This is a genomic window from Thalassobius sp. Cn5-15, assembly GCF_022347685.1.
GTDB lineage: Bacteria > Pseudomonadota > Alphaproteobacteria > Rhodobacterales > Rhodobacteraceae > Thalassobius.
On sequence record NZ_JAKRGF010000005.1, the window covers coordinates 250,111 to 269,471 of the forward strand.

Sequence of the window (19,361 nt, forward strand, 5' to 3'; positions counted from 1 at the left end):
CCGTCCTTTGAGGGATGATTTGCGACAGATTTCTGCGCTGCGGCGTTCTCTAGGGATCTATTGGCCGCCGAGGATCCAGCCCGCTGCCTTCTCCGCGATCATGATGGTGGGGGAATTGGTGTTGCCGCTGGTGATCTCTGGCATGATTGACGCATCCACCACGCGCAGGCCCGATACGCCGCGCAGGCGCAGGTGCGGGTCCAGAACGGCGGTCGGATCGTCGTCGTGGCCCATTTTCACCGTGCCGACGGGGTGAAAAATGGTGCTGGCGATATCGCCAGCCAGGCGGGCCAGTTCGTCATCCGTCTGGTATTGCGGGCCCGGTTTGAATTCCTCTGGCTGATATTGCGCCATTGCCGGCTGAGCCATGATGTGACGCACTTGCCGCAGGCTGTCGGCGGCGACCTTGCGGTCGTCTTTGGTGTCCAGATAGTTCGGCGTGATGTCGGGCGCGTCGCGGAAATTGTTGCTGGCTATGCGCACATGGCCGCGGCTGGTAGGGTTCAGGTTGCAGACACTCACCGTCATCGCGGGGAAATCATGCAGATCCTCGCCAAACGCCTCAAGGCTGAGGGGCTGTACGTGATATTCCAGATTGGCGTGATTGCGGCCGGGATCGGATCGGGTGAAGGCGCCCAGCTGACTGGGCGACATGCTCATGGGGCCGGAACGTTTGAACAGATATTCCAACCCGATCTTTGTCTTGCCCAGCAGCGAATTGGCCAGCGTGTTCAGGGTTCGGGTCCCGTTCACTTTGAACACGGCGCGGATTTGCAGATGGTCCTGTAGATTTTCGCCCACATAGGGCTGATCCAGTACCACGTCGATCCCATGCTGTTTCAGCAGGGCTGCCGGACCGATGCCCGACAGCTGTAGGATCTGCGGCGAATTGATTGCGCCTGCCGACAGCACCACCTCTTTCTTTGCTCCAACCTCGATAGAGCGGCCTTGGCGGTGCACGCGCACGCCGCTGCAGCGCAGCTCCCCCATCAATGCTTTGTCAAACAGAAGCTTCTCCGCCTGTGCCTCTGTCCATATGGTCAGGTTTGGGCGCGATTTCGCCGGGCGCAGGAACGCCTTGGAGGTATTCCAGCGCCAGCCGGATCGTTGGTTCACATCGAAATAGCCAACCCCTGCGTTGTCACCGCTGTTGAAATCATCGGTCCGCTCGACGCCGGTTTCCACTGCCGCATTGGCAAAACTGTCCAGCACTTCCCAGTTGAGGCGCTGTTTTTCGATCCTCCACTCACCGCCCGACCCATGCAGGTCGGAAAAGCGGCTGTTGTCGCCGGTTGTGGGATCGGCACCATTGTCCAGCCGGTAATGATCTTCATGCGCCATGAAATCAGGTAGCGCGTTTTCCCACGCCCACGCAGCTTCGCCGGTCAATGCGGCCCAGTTGTCATAGTCACGGGCCTGGCCGCGCATGTAGATCATGCCGTTAATCGATGAACAGCCGCCCAGCGTTTTGCCGCGCGGATACAGCAGGCTGCGGCCGTTCAGCCCCTTGTCCGGCTGGGTTTTATACATCCAGTCCGCACGCGGGTTGCCGATGCAATAGAGGTAGCCCACTGGAATATGGATCCATGGATAGGTGTCGGCTTTGCCCGCCTCCAAGAGTAGAACGCGGTTTTTGGGATCCGCGCTGAGGCGATTGGCCAGAAGGCAGCCCGCTGATCCGGCGCCGACAACGATATAGTCGAATGTGTGTTCCTGCGTTGCCATAGCTTGCCTCCCTCTGTTGCACGCAGGGTAGGGGGGAAAACACTGTTCTGCTAATGACAAATCTCTCGGTTCTGTATTAGAGATTTTTATATGGAGAGACTGTCCAACCCCAATGCCCTTCTGGCCTTTGTCACTGTTGCCCGCGAGGGCAGCGTTTCCCGCGCGGCGGAGGTGCTGCATCTGACACAGCCAGCGATCAGCCATCAGATCAAACGCCTGTCCGAAGAGACGGGCTTGATCCTGTTTGAACGCATTCCAACAGGCGTGCAGATCACCGCAGACGGCGCGGCGATCCTGTCCAAGGCAGAACGTGTGCTGGAGGCACTGGGCGAATTTCGGCGCAGCGCCCGTCAGCAGGCGGGACAGATCGCAGGGCAGCTGACCCTTGGCACGATTGTGGATCCCGAATTCATCCGCCTTGGGCCTTTGTTGGCGGCGCTGCGGCAGGATCACCCACGGGTAGAGACGCGGCTGAAACACGGGGTCAGCGGTGATGTTCTGCAGTGGCTCAAGCGCGGGCAGATTGACGCGGGCTATTACCTCAGTGCGCCGGACGATCTGCCGCAGCAGACCCCTGATGGGGAGGTGGCGCTGCAATCGGTGTCGTTGGCGGGGTTTCGCTATGCGGTGATTGCGCCTCCTGGTTGGCAGGGGCGGGTGAACGGGGCAGGATGGGCTGATCTGGCGCAACTGCCGTGGATCGGCACGCCGGAGATGTCGGTGCACCATCGGCTCTTGGCGGGGGTCTTTGCCGAACACGATTGCCAGCCAGAAATTGTGGCACAGGTGGATCAGGAGGCGTCGATGCTGGAAATGGTGCGCTCCGGTCTTGGTCTTAGCCTGTGCCGCGAGGCCATCGCGCTGCGGCAGTCGGAAACTGGTGGCATTGCCCTGTGCTCCGATGTTGCCGTGCCAGCACAGCTGAGTTTTGTGTTGCGTGCACGGGACCAAGAACGTGTTTTAATGGCAGAGGTGCTGCGCCTGCTCGCGCGTTGCTGGTAGGCGCATGATGCAAAATTAGGCACTACCACATTTTGTGCCCTGCATTTTAGCGGGGGCAGCTATGCAGACGCGTGCGCCATGGGAGTCTTGGCGCAGTGGCTTGTGGTCGAATCTGTGGAAAAAAGGTGGGTATTTTTCTTGCCGTTTTGATTTTTCATCACATTTCCTTGGGGAGACGTGAGGCGCACGTCATAGGGCAAATCACTGCTTCGGTCGCAGCTGCCACGTCTGGGTCTGTGATGCAAGCAAACTCTGTATGTTGACAGAAAGAGAGGTTCGGACCCAATATGATGTTGCTTCGGGTGTTTCGAATCCGAGTGGTGTCAGACAATTTCTTGGGTCATCCGGCGTGGTGATTTTGCGGTTTTAAGTGGTGTTTTTAGGGTGTTATCACACCCATAAGTGTTTTCGCTCACGGCTATGTTAGTTTGAAACCCTCGTGACGACATCTGCAGCAAAACAGGGAGAAACCCTGTTTTAAAGATCGCGAACCAAGGGTTCGGGGTGTTTCAGACAGACAGCTGCCGCTGTGTCGAGGCCCTGAATTGAGACAAAGAAAGAGGACAGATGAGCAGCATCATCGTGTATTCCAAACCCGCATGCGTTCAATGCACCGCCACCACCCGTGCGCTGGATGCAAAAGGTATTTCTTACGATGTCATCGACCTGACCCAGGATGATGCCGCCATGTCGCGCGTCACTGACCTTGGCTACCGTCAGGTCCCCGTTGTCGTGGCTGGCAGCGATCACTGGTCGGGGTTTCGTCCCGACATGATCGCGCGCCTGTCCTGATCGGATGGCAGCGCAGCCTCTGACGCTGATCTATTATTCGTCAGCGTCCGGGAACACGCAGCGCTTTGTGGAACGACTGGGTGGGGAGGCACTGCGTATCCCCATTTCTCCGTCGGACCCCTTGCCAGAGATCATCCGGCCCTATGTACTGATTTGCCCGACTTATGCCGATGGTGAAGGTCGCGGCGCGGTGCCAAAGCAGGTGATCCGCTTCTTGAATGACCCGGACCGTCGCGCCCTGATCAAGGGGGTGATTGCAACCGGCAATCGTAACTTCGGTGCGACCTACGCTTTGTCAGGTCGCATTATCGCTGACAAATGTAACGTGCCGCTGCTCTATTCATTTGAGCTGGCTGGTACGGAAACCGACATTTCCCGCGTGCGCGCGGGGCTCATCACCCTGGGGGGAACACTATGCTCGACAGCGACCTGACGACGCTGGATTATCACGCGCTCAACGCGATGCTGAATCTGTATGACAGCGACGGCAATATTCGCTTTGACGCGGACCGTATGGCAGCACGCCAGTATTTCCTGCAGCATGTGAACCAGAACACCGTGTTCTTTCACTCGCTCGACGAAAAGCTGCGCTATCTGGTCGAGCAGGGCTACTACGAAGAAGCAGTTCTGGACCAATACTCCAAGAACTTCATGCGCGAGATCTGGGATGCGGCCTATGCGCGTAAATTCCGTTTTCCGACCTTTCTTGGTGCATTCAAATACTATACCTCCTACACGCTGAAGACCCGTGACGGTCAGCGCTATCTGGAACGCTATGAGGATCGCGTGGTAATGACTGCGCTGTGTCTGGCGCGGGGCGATGAAGAGCTGGCGATGTCCTTTATGGACGAAATTCTGGGCGGCCGTTTCCAGCCCGCAACGCCGACTTTCCTCAACGCTGGTAAGGCGTCGCGGGGCGAGCTGATTTCCTGCTTCCTGCTACGTCTGGAAGACAACATGGAAAGCATTGGTCGTGGCATCAACTCGGCCTTGCAGCTGTCCAAGCGCGGTGGCGGTGTTGCACTGCTGTTGACCAACATCCGCGAACACGGCGCGCCGATCAAAGGGATTGAGAACCAGTCGTCCGGCGTCATCCCGGTGATGAAACTGCTGGAGGACAGCTTCTCTTACGCCAACCAGCTCGGCGCACGTCAGGGCGCAGGCGCGGTCTATCTGAACGCCCACCACCCCGACATCATGCGTTTCCTTGACACCAAACGGGAAAACGCGGATGAGAAAATTCGCATCAAAACCCTCTCGCTTGGCGTGGTGATCCCTGACATCACCTTTGAGCTGGCCAAGAAGAACGCGGATATGTACCTGTTCTCGCCGCATGACGTGGAAAAGGTCTATGGCGTGCCGTTCTCGGAAATCTCGGTCACCGAGAAATACGACGAAATGGTCGAGGATAAGCGCATTCGCAAATCCAAAGTGAACGCGCGCGAATTCTTCCAGACCATCGCAGAGATCCAGTTTGAATCGGGCTACCCCTATGTGATGTTCGAGGACACGGTGAACCGGATGAACCCGATCGAGGGCCGGATCAACATGTCGAACCTGTGTTCCGAGATCCTGCAGGTGAACACCGCGTCCAGCTTCAACGATGACCTCAGCTATGACCATATGGGCACAGATATTTCGTGCAACCTCGGCTCGCTGAATATCGCCAAGACCATGGACGGCAAGGATCTGGGGGCGACCGTTGGCGCGGCGATCCGTGCTCTGACAGCCGTGGCGGAAATGTCTGCCATCGACTCGGTTCCGTCGGTGCGCAAAGGCAATGACGAAAGCCGCGCGATTGGTCTGGGTCAGATGAACCTGCACGGTTTCCTTGCGCGTGAACGCATCCACTATGGCAGTGAGGATGGGGTGGAATTCACCTCGGTCTACTTTGCCGCTGTGGCTTATCATGCGATCCGCACCTCCTGCGATCTGGCGCAGGAACGCGGTGAAGCGTTCAAAGGCTTTGAGGCGTCGGATTACGCGTCGGGCACCTTCTTCGACAAATATACTGATCGCGACTGGCTGCCTGAAAGCGAAGCCGTTCAGGCGCTGTTTGCTGACATTAATCTGCCGACCCGCGACGACTGGGCCGCGTTGAAGGCAGATGTGATGCAGCACGGTTTGTATAACCGCAACCTGCAGGCGGTGCCGCCGACCGGGTCGATCAGCTACATCAACAATTCCACCTCGTCGATCCACCCGATCGTGTCCAAGATCGAGATCCGCAAAGAAGGCAAAATCGGCCGCGTCTATTACCCTGCCGCCTTCATGGATAACGACAATCTGGAATATTACCGCGATGCCTATGAAATCGGCCCAGAAGCGCTGATTGACACCTATGCCGCCGCGACCGAACATGTGGATCAGGGCCTGTCGCTGACCCTGTTCTTCCCGGCTGAGGCAACGACCCGTGACATCAACCGCGCGCAGATCTACGCGTGGAAGAAGGGCATCAAAACCATCTACTACATACGCCTGCGCCAAGAGGCACTGGAAGGCACCGAGGTTCAGGGCTGTGTGTCCTGTAGCCTGTGATCGGAGAGTAATGTGATGAAAGATACCGCACCCACCGTGATCCCCCGCGCGATCAACTGGAACCGTCTGGATGACGAAAAGGACCTGGAGGTCTGGAACCGCCTGACCGTCAACTTCTGGCTGCCGGAAAAGGTGCCGCTCAGCAATGACATTCCCAGCTGGGCGACCCTGACGGATCACGAAAAACAGCTGACCATCCGTGTCTTCACCGGTCTGACCCTGTTGGACACCATCCAGAACACTGTTGGCGCACCGGCTTTGATGCCTGATGCGATCACTCCCCATGAAGAAGCCGTGCTGACCAACATCGCCTTTATGGAGGCGGTGCATGCACGCAGCTATTCGTCGATCTTCTCGACTCTGTGTTCGACCAAGGAAATCGACGAGGCCTTCCGCTGGTCTGAAGAAAACCCGCATCTGCAAGCCAAGGCGAAGGCGATCCTTGACACCTATGCACCGGGCAACGACCCACTGAAACGCAAAATCGCGTCGGTGTTCCTGGAAAGCTTCCTGTTTTACTCGGGGTTCTATCTGCCGATGTACTGGTCCTCGCGCGCCAAGCTGACCAACACCGCCGATCTGATCCGTCTGATCATCCGCGATGAGGCCGTGCATGGGTACTACGTCGGCTACAAGTTCCAGCGCGGCTACGAGCAGTTGGACGAGGCGCGCCAGCAGGAGTTGAAAGACTACGCCTTTGGCCTGATGTTCGAACTCTACGGTATTGAAAACCAATACACCGAAGAGCTGTATGACGAGATTGGCCTGACTGAAGATGTGAAGGTCTTCCTGCACTACAACGCCAACAAGGCGCTGCAAAACCTCGGGTTTGAGGCGCTGTTCCCGCCGGAGGTGTCCGAGGTGAACCCTGCGATCCTCGCAGCGCTCAGCCCTGACAGTGAGAACCACGACTTCTTCTCCGGCTCCGGCTCGTCCTATGTGATCGGCAAGGCCGTCGCGACAGAGGATGACGACTGGGACTTTTGATCCAGTTTGTTAAGACAAAGAACGGCCGTCCCATCGCGGGGCGGCCTTTTGTGATCTGAGGCGTCGCATTCAGGGATCGTCAGCGCGGCGCAGGGGCGTTATGGTGCGGCCCATGACCTCGCACCTGCCAGACCTGTTGTCAGACCTCATGCCTGACCACGCGCCAGCCGATAAACCGGACGTCGTCCGCTTCCGCCCGCATCATTTCCTCTGTGCGATTGGGTTCGAGGGGAAGGGGTATTCGGGTGAGTTCACCGAAAACATGACCGCCATCGTGCTGGATCGTCTGCGCTCAGACGGCGGTGAGGCAACGCCGATGCGGGTTGTCGGGCAGACCGATGACATCTGCGCCCCCTGTCCCAAACGGCGCGGACGGCTGTGTACGAACCAACAGGGTATTTCCCAACTGGACCGCGCCCATGCATTGGCGCTGAAGTTTGAGCCGCATGAAGAGTTGACATGGGGCGACGCGCTGGAGCGGATCCGCGAAAACGTCATGCCCGGTGATCTGTCAAAGCTCTGCGGTAGCTGCCGTTGGCTGGACTACGGCATGTGCGAAGCCGCGTTGCAAAGGCTGCACGAGGGGGCGCTTGACTGAGGCCCGATTGTCAGACGCTATGCGTTTGCCTTGCGCCGGGAGCGGCGCGAAAAACTGATTGTGAGGTAAAAGACATTTTGCTTCGCTCTGATCCCACTCAAAACAAAAGCCCCGACCAAAAGGTCGGGGCTTCGTTACCTTATCTAAACCCGTGGTTTAGTTCGGGATCTCGGCTGTGATGCCTTCTACGTAGAAGTTCATGCCGGCCAGACCGTTGTCACCGTAGTCCGCAGCGGTTTCGCCTTCTTTCAGCCAGACGGAACCGTCTTGCTTGTTCAGCGGACCGGTGAAGGCGTGATATTCGCCAGAGGCCAGTTTCGCCTTCATCTCCATCGCTTCGGCGGCGACAGATGCGGGCACTTTGTCGGTGATGTCACCGATGCCAACCATGCCAGCGCCGATGCCATCCCAGGTCGATACCGATTCCCAGGAGCCGTCAATGACCGCTTGGGTACGGGCGATGTAGTAGGGCGCCCAGTCGTCGATGATCGAGGATACGCGCGGGCCGTCTTTGTATTCAGACATGTCGGATGCCTGACCAAAGCCGATCACATTGCCAGCTTCTGCCGCAGCCGCCAGCGGCGCAGTGGAGTCGGTATGCTGCAGGATCACGTCCGCGCCCTGTTCGATCAGCGCTTTGGCTGCGTCTGCTTCTTTGGCCGGATCAAACCAAGTGTAGGCCCAGATGATCTTGAACTCCACATCGGGGTTTACCTTCTTGGCATGGATATAGGCGGAGTTGATGCCGCGAATAACCTCGGGGATCGGGAAGGAGGCGATGTAACCGATCACGTTCGATTCAGTCATGTTGCCCGCGATGTGGCCCTGAATGGCGCGACCCTCGTAGAAACGAGCCGAATAGACCGATACGTTGTCGGCCTGTTTGTAGCCGGTGGCGTGTTCGAACTTCACGTTGGGAAATTTCTTCGCCACGTTGATGGTCTGGTCCATGTAGCCAAACGAGGTGGTGAAAATCAGATCCGCGCCTTCCAGTGCCATCTGGGTCATCACACGTTCTGCATCCGGGCCTTCGGGTACGGATTCAACAAACACGGTTTCAACCGCGTCACCGAAGTGCTCTTCGACGGCCAGACGGCCTTTGTTGTGTTCATAGGTCCAGCCGCCATCGCCGACGGGGCCAACGTAGACGAAGCCCACCTTGGTCTTGTCCATGGCGAAGCCAGTGGTTGCCATGCCCAGGGCCAGACCGGCGGTCATGGCTGCGCTTGCAAGCAGGGTTCTTCTTTTCATTTCCACTCTCCTTGTTGAGGACTTAGTTTGTGTGAGGTTTGTTGCTTTTTGCAACGGCACGCCTCTGGTTACGAGTCTTTTGCTCGCTCGTTTCTATTTTTTCCAGAGTTTCTTCAATGTCTTCGATGTCTGGGCTGATCAGTGCCGAAGTGATGACCCCTGCCGGTACGGCAAAGACACCGACGCTCAACAGGATGATGCTGCCGGTGAAAATCCGACCGCCCAATGTGACCGGTGTGACGTCGCCGTAGCCCACCGTGGTCAGTGTAATCACCGACCACCACAGGGCGGCGGGCACGGAACTGAACACCTCTGGCTGTGCGTCATGTTCAAAGAGGTAGATCCCGACGGAGGCGACATAAAGCATCAGCGCGGCGACAACGAAGAACAGGATCAGCTCATGGCGAACGGAATGTACAGCGCGCGCCAGACGGTCCACTGCCTTTGAATGGCCCAGCAGTTTCAGCATCCGCGCCAGCAGCAGTAGACGCAGCAGACGCAGGGCACCGGCGCCGCTCAGTTCCAGAATAACCAGTGGCAGCCAGGCCAGCAGGTCGATGATCCCCCAGATTGACAGCACGTAGCCCATGCGCTGACGCGCCGCGTAAAGGCGCAGCCCATATTCAAAGGCAAAGATCAGCGCCGCAAAGCGCTCAAAGGCGAGAAGGATGCGGTAGGACCAGTCCGGCAAGCCGGGTACGGTCAGCATCGCATAAGAGATGGCAGAGGCCAGAATAAGCCCATGCAGAAACAACACCGGCGCAGCCCCCAAACGGTCATCGCGACCGTCAAGCAGCTGCCGCAGCCGACGTTGGGCTGCGCTGCCGGTATTGCTATGGTCAGCTGCCCGCATGGAACACTTTGCCCAGCGAGGCAGGAGCGCGGCTGCGATCAGCGGACATGATGACCAGTACGACAATGGTGATCACATAGGGCGACATGGCGAGGATCTCGACAGGGATAGCGATGCCTGCGGCCTGCAGGTTCAGTTGCAATACGTTGATGCCGCCAAACAGGCAGGCGCCCAGCAGAACGCGCCACGGTTTCCAACTGGCAAAGACCACCAGTGCCAGGGCGATCCAACCGATACCGGCGGTCATGCCCTCGGTCCATTGCGGCACGCGGATCAGGCTGATGTAGGCGCCCCCCATACCTGCGCAGGCTCCGCCAAAGAGGATCGCCAGCACGCGGATGCGCACCACCTTGTATCCCAGTGCGTGGGCGGCGTCATGGCTTTCACCCACCGCGCGCAGGATCAGCCCGGCGCGGCTGTATTTCAGCACGGCCCAGACACCTAGCGTCAGGAAAAATGCCAGATAAACGATGAAATCCTGTGTGAACAGCACCGGTCCGAGGAAAGGGATGTCCGACAGAACCGGAATGTCAAAACGCGGAAAGCTCGGTGGTTTGACTCCCTGATACCCCTGACCAATCAGCGACGACAGGCCCAGGCCAAACAGTGTCAGCGCCAGACCAGACGCCACTTGGTTCGCCAGCGCATATTGGGTCAGCAGCGCAAACAGCATGCTGAGGACCGCACCGCCCACGGCCGCCGCCAGCAGGCCGACAACGGGCGATCCAGTGTTCACGGCAATGGCGAAACCGCAGATCGCACCAGTGATCATCATGCCCTCAACACCTAGGTTCAGAACACCGGCCTTTTCCACCACCAATTCACCGATCGCGGCCAGCAGCAGCGGCGTTGCCGCCACAATCAAGGACGCCAGCAGGAGGACGGGGTTAATCGAAGAGAAATCCATCACGCCACCTCACGCTTGGCCAGTCGGATGCGGAAGTTCGTCAGAACATCCACCGTCAGAAGGAAAAACAAAAGCATGCCCTGAAACAGCTGGATCGCGGCCGCAGGCAGACCCAGTTTCGATTGGGCAATCTCCCCCCCAATATAAGTCAGCGCCATCAGCGCACCGGCCAAGAGGATGCCAACGGGGTGCAGACGACCAAGGAAGGCCACGATAATGGCGGTAAACCCATAGCCAACGTTGAAATCAATGCTGACCTGACCCGCAGGGCCGGACACCTCGAACAGGCCGGCAACACCGGCCAGTGCACCCGATGCGCCCAGACAGATCAGGATCAGACGGCTGGGGTTCACACCAGCAAACTTCGCCGCGCGCGGTGCCTCACCCGTCAGACGGATGTGGAACCCCAGCATGTGACGGTTCAGCAGCACATAGGCAAAGATCACCGCGATCAGCGCGGCAACAACACCCCAGTGCATACCGGTGTTGGCAATCAGGTCGCCGTTATGGGCCGATGCGTAATCGCGCAGGTTTCTAGAGCCGGGGAAGCCATGACCATCGGGGTTGCGCAGCAATCCAAGCGAGGCCGAGGCCAACAGTTGCTCGGCCACATAAACCAGCATCAAGGACACAAGGATTTCATTGGTGCCGAACCGCACCTTCAGAAAGGCAGGGATCATCGCCCAGATCCAGCCACCAAGGGCGCCTGCAATGACCATAAGGGGGAAGATATAAAAGGCCTCCATCGGGTAAAACGCCAGACCGACGCCTGCGCCCACTATGGCACCCATGATGTATTGCCCTTCGGCGCCGATGTTCCAGATGCCTGCGCGGAACCCCAGCGACAGACCAATGGCGATCAACACAAGTGGCGCGCCTTTCACCAAAAGCTGCGGGCGATAGTAGAATGCAAACTCTGAGAACAGCGGTTCCCAGAAAATGGTTTTGATCGCCACCACGGGATCTTTGCCAAGGCTGGCAAACAAGGCGCCGCCGACGATCATGGTCAGTGCCACCGCCAAGAGCGGCGTCAGATAGGTCCATGCTTTGGACGGCTGGGGACGTTTTTCCAGCTTGATCACGACAGCCCCTCCTTTTCAATGTTCTTCAAATACTCGCGGTAGGGGAGCTCAAACATGGGCCACCTCCATCCCATGAGCGCCGCCCATCATCAGGCCGATCTCATCCACCGTCAGCCCTTTGGCGGGGCGGATTTCGGACAGGCGGCCTTCGTTCAGCGCCGCAAAGTGGTCAGAGATTTCCATCAGCTCATCCAGATCCTGACTGATGCAGATGATCGCAGCGCCTGCAGCAGCCAGATCCAGCAGCGACTGGCGAATGTCAGCGGCAGCGGCTGCGTCGACGCCCCATGTGGGCTGGTTCACCACCAGCACGTCAGGGCGCTGCAAGACCTCGCGGCCGATGACAAATTTTTGCAGGTTCCCGCCAGACAGCGAACGCGCGGCATTGCCTGGGCCGGGGGTGCGGACATCAAACTTCTCAATGATCGTTTCCGCGAAGGTACGCGCCTTGCCCCACTTGAGGAAACCGTTCTTTTCCAGATCTTCACGCACTGATCCGGTGAGAACAGCGTTTTCGATCAGACTCATATCCGGCGCGGCGGCGTGGCCCAGTCGTTCCTCCGGCGCGGTGAGCAGCCCCAGCTTGCGGCGCCCCACTGGCCCCATCTGACTGACATCATCGCCTTCCAGAACAATAGTGCCTGCTTTGGTCAGCAATTCACCCGACAACGCGCCCAAGAGTTCGTCTTGACCGTTACCCGCAACACCACCGATGCCGAGGATTTCGCCAGAGCGGACCTCCATGCGGATGCCTTTCAAAGCAGTGCCAAACTCAGCGGGGGAGGGAACCGAAAGGTCATTCAGTTCCAGCAGAACGGGCCCGATGTCGCCGCCGGTGCGTTCGGGTACATGCAGTTTTGATCCTACCATCATTTCTGCCATATCCCGCGCGGTGGTTTCGCGGGGGATACAATCCCCAACCACTTCGCCCAGACGTAAGATGGTGGCGTTGTCACAGAGCGTGCGGATCTCTTCCAGCTTGTGGCTGATGTAAAGAATCGCGGTGCCTTCGGCGGACAGTTTGCGCAGGGTTTCAAACAGAATGTCTACCTCCTGCGGCGTCAGCACGCTGGTGGGCTCGTCCATGATCAACAGGCTCGGATCCTGCAAAAGGCAGCGGATAATCTCCACCCGCTGACGCTCACCGGCGGAGAGATCGCCGACCGTGCGGTAGGGGTCTAGCGGTAAACCATAGGTTTCCGACACCTCTTTGATCCGCGCCGCCAGATCGCGCATTTTAGGCGGGTTTTCCATCCCCAGCGCGATGTTTTCCGCCACATTCAGCGCGTCAAACAGGGAAAAATGTTGAAACACCATTGCCACGCCAGCCTGACGTGCGGCGGAGGGTTTGACCGGGACGTACTCCTGCCCGTTCATCACCATTGTGCCATTGTCGGGTTTCACCAGGCCGTAGATCATTTTCACCAGCGTCGATTTACCGGCGCCGTTTTCGCCAAGGAGGGCATGCACCTCCCCCTTACCGATCTCGAAGGAAACGTTGTTGTTGGCCACAACGCCCGGATAGGCCTTGGTCAGGCCATTAAGTTTAAGGAGTGCCCCTGTCACGCGAAATGTCCCCCCTGCTGGATCGGTTGTCTGGCTGACCGGCACATTTGCCGCTGGCCGCGTTGCGCACTTAGTAACGCTAGCACGCCGTGAACGGCAATGGCTGAGCGCCTACAGAGCGTGCGGTAACATGACTGTTTTGCTGTTTTTTTCATCGCGCGATCGCGCAGCACGAGAATGATGCGGCGCTGGGCGATGGGCACGGTTGATTTTCGGTTGGGCGGGGTAGGCGCGGCGGGGGCAATGATGGGCAGGTTCTGGACCGTCCTAAAGGTGACAGTCCGCGCGCGCAGTTCCTCGCTCTCTCCGGTCGGAAGAAAGGGAACAGTCATGTGAAAAACCTGCCGCCTTACCAAGGTGTCCGGCCCTTCTGGCGCGTCTTCGATGCGGCGTAGAAAACGTGCGGGCGTTTGTGCTTGCTGAAACTAGCAGAGGCGAGCCGCGACATGATTTCAAGGAAAATCTACGCCGCACCGCGGCTAAGATTGTATCACTGACTTAATTTTGGGCGCAATTTTTGAACTTTGCCACGTTACTGATCAGATGTTTGGCGGGCATGCTGCGACGCGGCATCGGGCATGTTGAAACCCAGCGGCATGGGCTGGATTGCCGCGCGGCATCGTCGACGCATTCACGGCTTTCCCCGCGCCGGGCGGTGACTTACTATCAGGATCATGACTGATGCCCCCCGATTCATCCACCTGCGCACCCATACCGAATACTCCCTGCTGGAAGGCGCTGTGCGCCTGAAGAAACTGCCAGGGTTATGTGCCGATATGGGCATGCCAGCAGTGGCGGTTACTGACACGAATTCGCTATTTGCGGCGCTGGAATTTTCCGTGTCGGCCCAAGGCGCTGGCATTCAGCCCATCGTCGGTTGTCAGGTTGATGTGACCTACGCGCGCGCCGCCCCGGGCGAGGCACCGGCAATGCCTGCGCCGGTGGTTTTGTTGTCACAGACGGAGGCGGGATATGAAAACCTGATGCGGTTGTCGTCCTGCCTGTACGTTGATAACGGCGGTCAGCTGCCGCAGGTTTCGATGGAGGAGTTGCAGGAGTTTTCCGCAGGCCTGATCTGTCTGACTGGCGCTGCGAACGGACCGCTGGGCCAGTTAATCCAGCAAGGCGCGCGCGACAAAGCAGAGGCATTGCTGCGCCAGTTGGCGGCGATCTACCCGCAGCGTTTGTACGTGGAGTTGCAGCGCCATCCGGGGGAAGACGGGCTGCCGCAGGCGGAAAAACTGTGCGAGCGTCATTTTGTCGAAATGGCCTATGACATGGGTCTGCCACTGGTGGCGACCAATGACGTTTATTTCCCCAAATCCGATATGTACGAGGCGCATGATGCGCTGATCTGCATTTCTGAGGGCACCTATGTGGATCAGGCAGAGCCGCGGCGCCGCCTGACGCCGCAGCATTATTTCAAATCCCAAGAGGAGATGATCACCCTCTTTGCGGATTTGCCAGAGGCGATTGAAAACACGGTGGAGATCGCTCGCCGTTGCGCGTTCGCAACTTACCGACGTGACCCGATCCTGCCGAAGTTTGCCGATGACGAGGTCGCGGAACTGCGCCGTCAGGCAAATGAGGGCCTGCAGGCCCGCCTGAAGGTGATCCCCCATGCCGCGACGCTGGAAGAATATCAGGAACGGCTGGATTTTGAGCTGGATATTATCGAAGGCATGGGGTTCCCCGGCTACTTCTTGATCGTTGCCGACTTCATTCAGTGGGGCAAGGATAACGGCATTCCGGTGGGGCCGGGGCGGGGGTCCGGTGCGGGGTCATTGGTGGCCTATGCGTTGACGGTCACTGACCTTGATCCGCTGCGCTACAGCTTGCTGTTCGAACGGTTCCTGAATCCGGAACGTGTGTCGATGCCCGACTTCGACATCGACTTCTGCATGGATCGTCGTGAAGAGGTCATCAGGTACGTTCAGGACAAGTATGGTCGCGATAAAGTGGGGCAGATCATCACATTTGGTGCGCTTTTGTCCAAGGCGGCGGTGCGCGATATCGGTCGTGTTTTGCAGATGCCTTACGGTCAGGTGGACCGCCTGTCGAAGCTGATCCCTGTTGAGGGGGTCAAACCGCTGTCGATTGCGGACTCGTTGAAAGAAGAGCCGCGCCTGCGCGAAGAGGCCCGCAATGAAGAGGTCGTAGACCGCCTGCTGAACTACGGCATGCAGGTGGAGGGGCTGCTGCGGAACGCCTCGACCCACGCGGCAGGGGTGGTGATCGGGGATCGTCCACTGGACCGGTTGGTGCCGCTCTATCAGGATCCGCGCTCTGACATGCCTGCCACCCAGTTCAATATGAAATGGGTGGAACAGGCCGGTTTGGTGAAATTCGACTTCCTTGGTCTGAAAACCTTGACGGTGATCCAGAACGCCGTCGATCTGATCAAGAAGAACGGCCGCCACCTGCACATCGGGCCAGATGGATCCGAACTGTATGAGCCGCCAGAGGGCGCGGTCGACGATATCGGTGCTATCCCGCTGGATGATGAGGCGACCTATAAACTCTACGCCAGTGCCAAAACCGTGGCGGTATTTCAGGTGGAATCCGGCGGCATGATGAGCGCGCTGCAACAGATGAAACCCACCTGTATCGAGGACATCGTTGCGCTGGTGGCGCTTTACCGTCCGGGTCCGATGGAAAACATCCCCACCTACTGCAAGGTGAAGAACGGCCAGCAGGAACTAGAATCGGTACATCCGCTGATCGACCATATTCTGGAGGAAACCCAAGGCATCATTGTTTATCAGGAACAGGTGATGCAGATCGCGCAGGTCATGGCAGGCTACAGCCTGGGTGGTGCGGATCTGTTGCGTCGCGCGATGGGTAAGAAGATCAAAGAGGCGATGGACGCCGAACGCCCCAAGTTTGAAAAGGGCGCGGCGGAAAACGGGGTGCCGGCAAAAAAGGCCAGCGAGGTTTTCGACCTGTTGGAGAAGTTTGCGAACTACGGCTTCAACAAATCCCACGCTGCGGCCTATGCGGTGGTCAGCTATCAAACCGGCTGGCTCAAAGCCAACCACCCGGCGGAGTTTATGGCAGGCGTGATGAACTGCGATATCCATCTGACCGACAAGCTGGAGATCTACGCCGAAGAGGTGCGCCGTGGCCTCGACATCACCATTGTGCCGCCCTGTGTAAACACTTCGCTGCCGACCTTCGATGTTGAGGATGGGGAACTGATCTATGGCATGGGGGCGTTGAAAAACGTCGGGATCGAGGCAGTGAAGCTGATCTCAGATGCCCGCCTCAACACAGATCAAGGACCGAAACCCTTCGCCACGCTGTTTGATTTCGCCCGCCGTGTGGATCTGAAACGAGTCGGCAAACGCCCCTTGGAAATGCTTGCGCGCGCGGGTGCCTTTGACAATCTGGACCCAAACCGCCGCCGCGTTTTTGACAGCCTCGAAAGCCTGGTGCGTTATTCGGCGGCGATCCATGAACAGCGCGAAAGCTCTCAGGTCTCGCTGTTTGGTGAGGCAGGCGAGGATCTGCCGGAGCCGCGCTTGTCTAAGGTCTCAGATTGGTCCGCGGCTGATCGTCTGGCCGAGGAGCATAAGGCGGTTGGTTTTTATCTGACGGGTCACCCGCTGGATGACTATCTGCCTGCGCTGAAACGCAAAAAGCTGCTGACACTTGAAGGTCTGAAACAGAAAGCAGAGGCAAACGGCGCGGCCACTGAACGGGTTGGCGTGCTGGTGTCTGGCCTGCAGGAACGTAAATCAGGACGCGGCACGCGGTTCTTCCGTATGAATATTTCCGACCCCACGGGACAGGTGGCGGGCATGGTAATGTTCCCTGAGGACTTCGACCGCACCCGCGCGGTGTTTGATCAGACCAATCAGGTGATCATGACGCTGGAGGCGCGTTTTAACGATGGTCAGTTTGATCCGATGGGGCGCGGCGTCGCCAGTCTTGATGACTTCGTTGCTGATGCGGGCAACATGGGGCTACAGATCTTTGTTGATGAGGCCGCGGCGATCCCGCTTGCAGCGACAATTCTGGCCGATGCGCGGGAAAAATCGCGCAGTGCGGGACGGGGGCCGATCAAGTTTTGCCTGATGAATCCGGACTTACCCGGCGAGGTTGATATCGACACCGAACAGGACTTTCCGGTGAACCCACAGATCAAAAGCGCGATCAAATCACTGCCCGGCGTGCTGGACGTCCAAGAGATATAGGCATCCTGCCGATGATCTGGCTATGGCCCGGCTATGATCTGGCTATGGCCTGTTGCGGAGAGTACGGTTGCCTCGGACGGCACCATACGGTAGCGTCCGGCCGGGGATAGTGGCGTGGGACGGCAGCGGACAATGGCATCGTGTTTTACAAACAGCCTGCGGGCTGCGGCGTGTCTGGCTATGGGCTTTGGCCTGTCGGCCTGCCTTGACCCGTTGGATGGGGTGGATCGTTTGCAGGATGTGGCGCCCGACGCCACCCAGGGCGATACTGCCGCGGCCCTGTTACCAGACACATCGGCGGAGGTCAGCGTACCTGAACGTGAGGCTGCTGGAGGGTTATTGGGGATGTTCCAGCCGAAAGTGCAGGAGCCAAACCCAGACGCCATTCCGTTAGGATCGAAACTGGCCTTCGGCGAGGTTGGATTGGTCTGCGACTTTTCCAAGCAGGCCTTAGGCGTCTTGACCGCGCAATACCCAGAGGCCCAGCCGCACTACCGCCTCTATGACAGTGCCCCGCAGGAAGAGAGCGCACGCGCCTTCTATATCACCGGGTTCGAGGACGGTTGCCTGCGTCAACTGCGGGCCACTGCGGTTGTTTTCGGCACCGTGGAGATGCACGAACAATTGCGCTACGGCCTGCCTGCGGATCTGCATCCCTTTACCATCGCAGATAAAGCCTATGAGACGCTGAAATCACGCCTCTGCCGCGTGCGCGCCAAGGAACCTTGCGGCGAAAAGCGCGCTATGCTGGAACGGGACACCGTGTTCGTCAGCGCCTATGACACAGGTGGTCTGGGGCAGGGCTGGACCAATCTATTGCTGCACGACGGCACGGTTCTGGCCCGCCACGTGGCGACTGAATGACCTGACCCTCCCCCCATTGAATTGCTCCGCTTCTATAGTTTGGAAACGGAGGGTCGCCGCCTTGTCGAACACATACTGGCCTCGGTCGCAGAAAACCAACGCGAGAAAAACGCTGAGCAAACCTCAAATCGTATGAAGGGGCGGATGATGAATGGCTATTCCGTTTTCTTCGCGCCTGTGGGGTACACGTACAAGAAGACCAAGGGACATGGGAAACTGCTCACGCCAGATGAACCCATTGCCTCCATCGTCAGGGAAGCTCTGGAAGGTTATGCTTCTGGCCGTTTCTCTGGGCAGGCGGACATTAAGCGTTTCTTGGAAGCGCAACCAGAGTTTCCGAAAGACTTGCCCAATGGGCAAATCCGCCAACAGAAGGTGACGGATATGCCGGGCCGCGTGATCTATGCGGTTTACATTGAGCATAAAGTTTGGAGCATCATACGACGTGTAGGTCACCGCCAAACTTTAATCACACTCAGGACCAAGCAAAGACTGCAATCAGACGCCAGCACAAAGAGTTGGATAAGCAGCAAGATGCGCTTGTCGAACGCATGGTCGAAACCTCGAATCCAAAGGTCATAGCGGCGCTCGAAAGCAAGATTGCGAAGCTGGAAGAGGACAGGTTTTTGCTGACAGACAAGCTATCCCAAAGCACCAAGCCCAAGAGCACACTCGGCGAAGTTATCGAACTATTGAGATATTTCCTCTCAAGCCCTTGTAATATATACGAAAAGGGGCCGCTGAAAGTGAGGAAAACCATCCTGAAAACAGCTTTCAAAGCCCCATTGGCATACGACCGTCAAAACGGTTATCGAACTCCGCAACCATCTGTAATCTTTGATTTTTTAGCGGATTTCACATCAAAATGTGAAATGGTGCCCCCACACAATATCAAACTTGTCGTCGCGGTTTGTTTTTTTATTTAATTACAGCTACTTAATGATCAAGTCCGCCGTGAAAGTTGGCGATTGTGTGTGCGATAGTCCTAAGAATGTGTGTG

General features: G+C 57.9%; 16 protein-coding genes. 9 read left to right on the forward strand and 7 right to left on the reverse strand.

What is annotated here, in order from left to right:
• Positions 1-57 precede the first annotated feature (57 nt).
• Entirely contained in the window at positions 58-1,725 is a 1,668-nt protein-coding gene (locus tag MHM86_RS12970; RefSeq protein WP_239200317.1) for a GMC family oxidoreductase, read from the reverse strand.
• A gap of 90 nt (positions 1,726-1,815) precedes the next feature.
• Between MHM86_RS12970 and MHM86_RS12975 the strand changes: the two genes are divergently transcribed.
• From MHM86_RS12975 to MHM86_RS13000, 6 genes are all read left to right on the forward strand, one after another.
• Positions 1,816-2,727: a LysR family transcriptional regulator gene (locus tag MHM86_RS12975; RefSeq protein ID WP_239200320.1), complete on the forward strand. Its 912-nt coding sequence runs from the start codon at positions 1,816-1,818 to the stop codon at positions 2,725-2,727.
• 567 nt (positions 2,728-3,294) lie between these two features.
• On the forward strand, positions 3,295-3,519 hold the full coding sequence (gene nrdH, locus MHM86_RS12980; RefSeq protein WP_239200323.1) for a glutaredoxin-like protein NrdH: 225 nt from the start codon (positions 3,295-3,297) through the stop codon (positions 3,517-3,519).
• A gap of 4 nt (positions 3,520-3,523) precedes the next feature.
• Positions 3,524-3,952 (forward strand): class Ib ribonucleoside-diphosphate reductase assembly flavoprotein NrdI, encoded by a 429-nt coding sequence (gene nrdI, locus MHM86_RS12985; RefSeq protein ID WP_239200325.1) that lies wholly within the window; start codon positions 3,524-3,526, stop codon positions 3,950-3,952.
• Positions 3,934-6,057, forward strand: coding sequence for a class 1b ribonucleoside-diphosphate reductase subunit alpha (gene nrdE, locus MHM86_RS12990; RefSeq protein WP_239200327.1), 2,124 nt, complete (start codon positions 3,934-3,936; stop codon positions 6,055-6,057). The genes nrdI and nrdE overlap by 19 nt, the downstream gene beginning before the upstream one ends.
• A gap of 15 nt (positions 6,058-6,072) precedes the next feature.
• Entirely contained in the window at positions 6,073-7,044 is a 972-nt protein-coding gene (gene nrdF / locus MHM86_RS12995) for a class 1b ribonucleoside-diphosphate reductase subunit beta (RefSeq protein WP_239200329.1), read from the forward strand.
• Between the two features lie 112 nt (positions 7,045-7,156).
• Positions 7,157-7,642, forward strand: a complete 486-nt coding sequence (locus MHM86_RS13000; protein WP_239200331.1) for a DUF1284 domain-containing protein — start codon at positions 7,157-7,159, stop codon at positions 7,640-7,642.
• Positions 7,643-7,798: 156 nt separating this feature from the next.
• Here MHM86_RS13000 and MHM86_RS13005 read toward each other — a convergent pair whose 3' ends face one another.
• Genes MHM86_RS13005 through MHM86_RS13030 form a run of 6 tightly spaced genes read right to left on the reverse strand, consistent with a single transcriptional unit; the run spans position 7,799 to position 13,633 of the window.
• A complete protein-coding gene (locus tag MHM86_RS13005; protein WP_239200333.1) occupies positions 7,799-8,893 on the reverse strand; it encodes a BMP family ABC transporter substrate-binding protein in 1,095 nt (364 codons plus the stop codon).
• 22 nt (positions 8,894-8,915) lie between these two features.
• A complete protein-coding gene (locus tag MHM86_RS13010) occupies positions 8,916-9,746 on the reverse strand; it encodes an ion transporter (protein ID WP_239200335.1) in 831 nt (276 codons plus the stop codon).
• Entirely contained in the window at positions 9,733-10,653 is a 921-nt protein-coding gene (locus tag MHM86_RS13015) for an ABC transporter permease (protein WP_239200337.1), read from the reverse strand. Before MHM86_RS13015 ends, MHM86_RS13010 begins: the two co-directional genes overlap by 14 nt.
• A complete protein-coding gene (locus MHM86_RS13020) occupies positions 10,653-11,735 on the reverse strand; it encodes an ABC transporter permease (protein WP_239200339.1) in 1,083 nt (360 codons plus the stop codon). The genes MHM86_RS13015 and MHM86_RS13020 overlap by 1 nt, the downstream gene beginning before the upstream one ends.
• Positions 11,736-11,783: 48 nt before the next feature.
• A complete protein-coding gene (locus MHM86_RS13025) occupies positions 11,784-13,301 on the reverse strand; it encodes an ABC transporter ATP-binding protein (RefSeq protein WP_239200341.1) in 1,518 nt (505 codons plus the stop codon).
• Positions 13,298-13,633 (reverse strand): hypothetical protein, encoded by a 336-nt coding sequence (locus MHM86_RS13030; protein WP_239200344.1) that lies wholly within the window; start codon positions 13,631-13,633, stop codon positions 13,298-13,300. Before MHM86_RS13030 ends, MHM86_RS13025 begins: the two co-directional genes overlap by 4 nt.
• Before the next feature lie 342 nt (positions 13,634-13,975).
• Here MHM86_RS13030 and dnaE point away from each other — a divergent pair, with 342 nt between their 5' ends.
• The 3 genes from dnaE to MHM86_RS13045 all read left to right on the forward strand — a co-directional run bounded on the left by dnaE (position 13,976) and on the right by MHM86_RS13045 (position 19,287).
• Positions 13,976-17,497: a DNA polymerase III subunit alpha gene (gene dnaE, locus MHM86_RS13035; protein ID WP_239200347.1), complete on the forward strand. Its 3,522-nt coding sequence runs from the start codon at positions 13,976-13,978 to the stop codon at positions 17,495-17,497.
• Positions 17,498-17,629: 132 nt separating this feature from the next.
• A complete protein-coding gene (locus tag MHM86_RS13040) occupies positions 17,630-18,361 on the forward strand; it encodes a hypothetical protein (protein ID WP_239200350.1) in 732 nt (243 codons plus the stop codon).
• Between the two features lie 518 nt (positions 18,362-18,879).
• Positions 18,880-19,287 (forward strand): hypothetical protein, encoded by a 408-nt coding sequence (locus tag MHM86_RS13045; RefSeq protein ID WP_239200352.1) that lies wholly within the window; start codon positions 18,880-18,882, stop codon positions 19,285-19,287.
• The last annotated feature ends 74 nt before the right edge of the window (positions 19,288-19,361 follow it).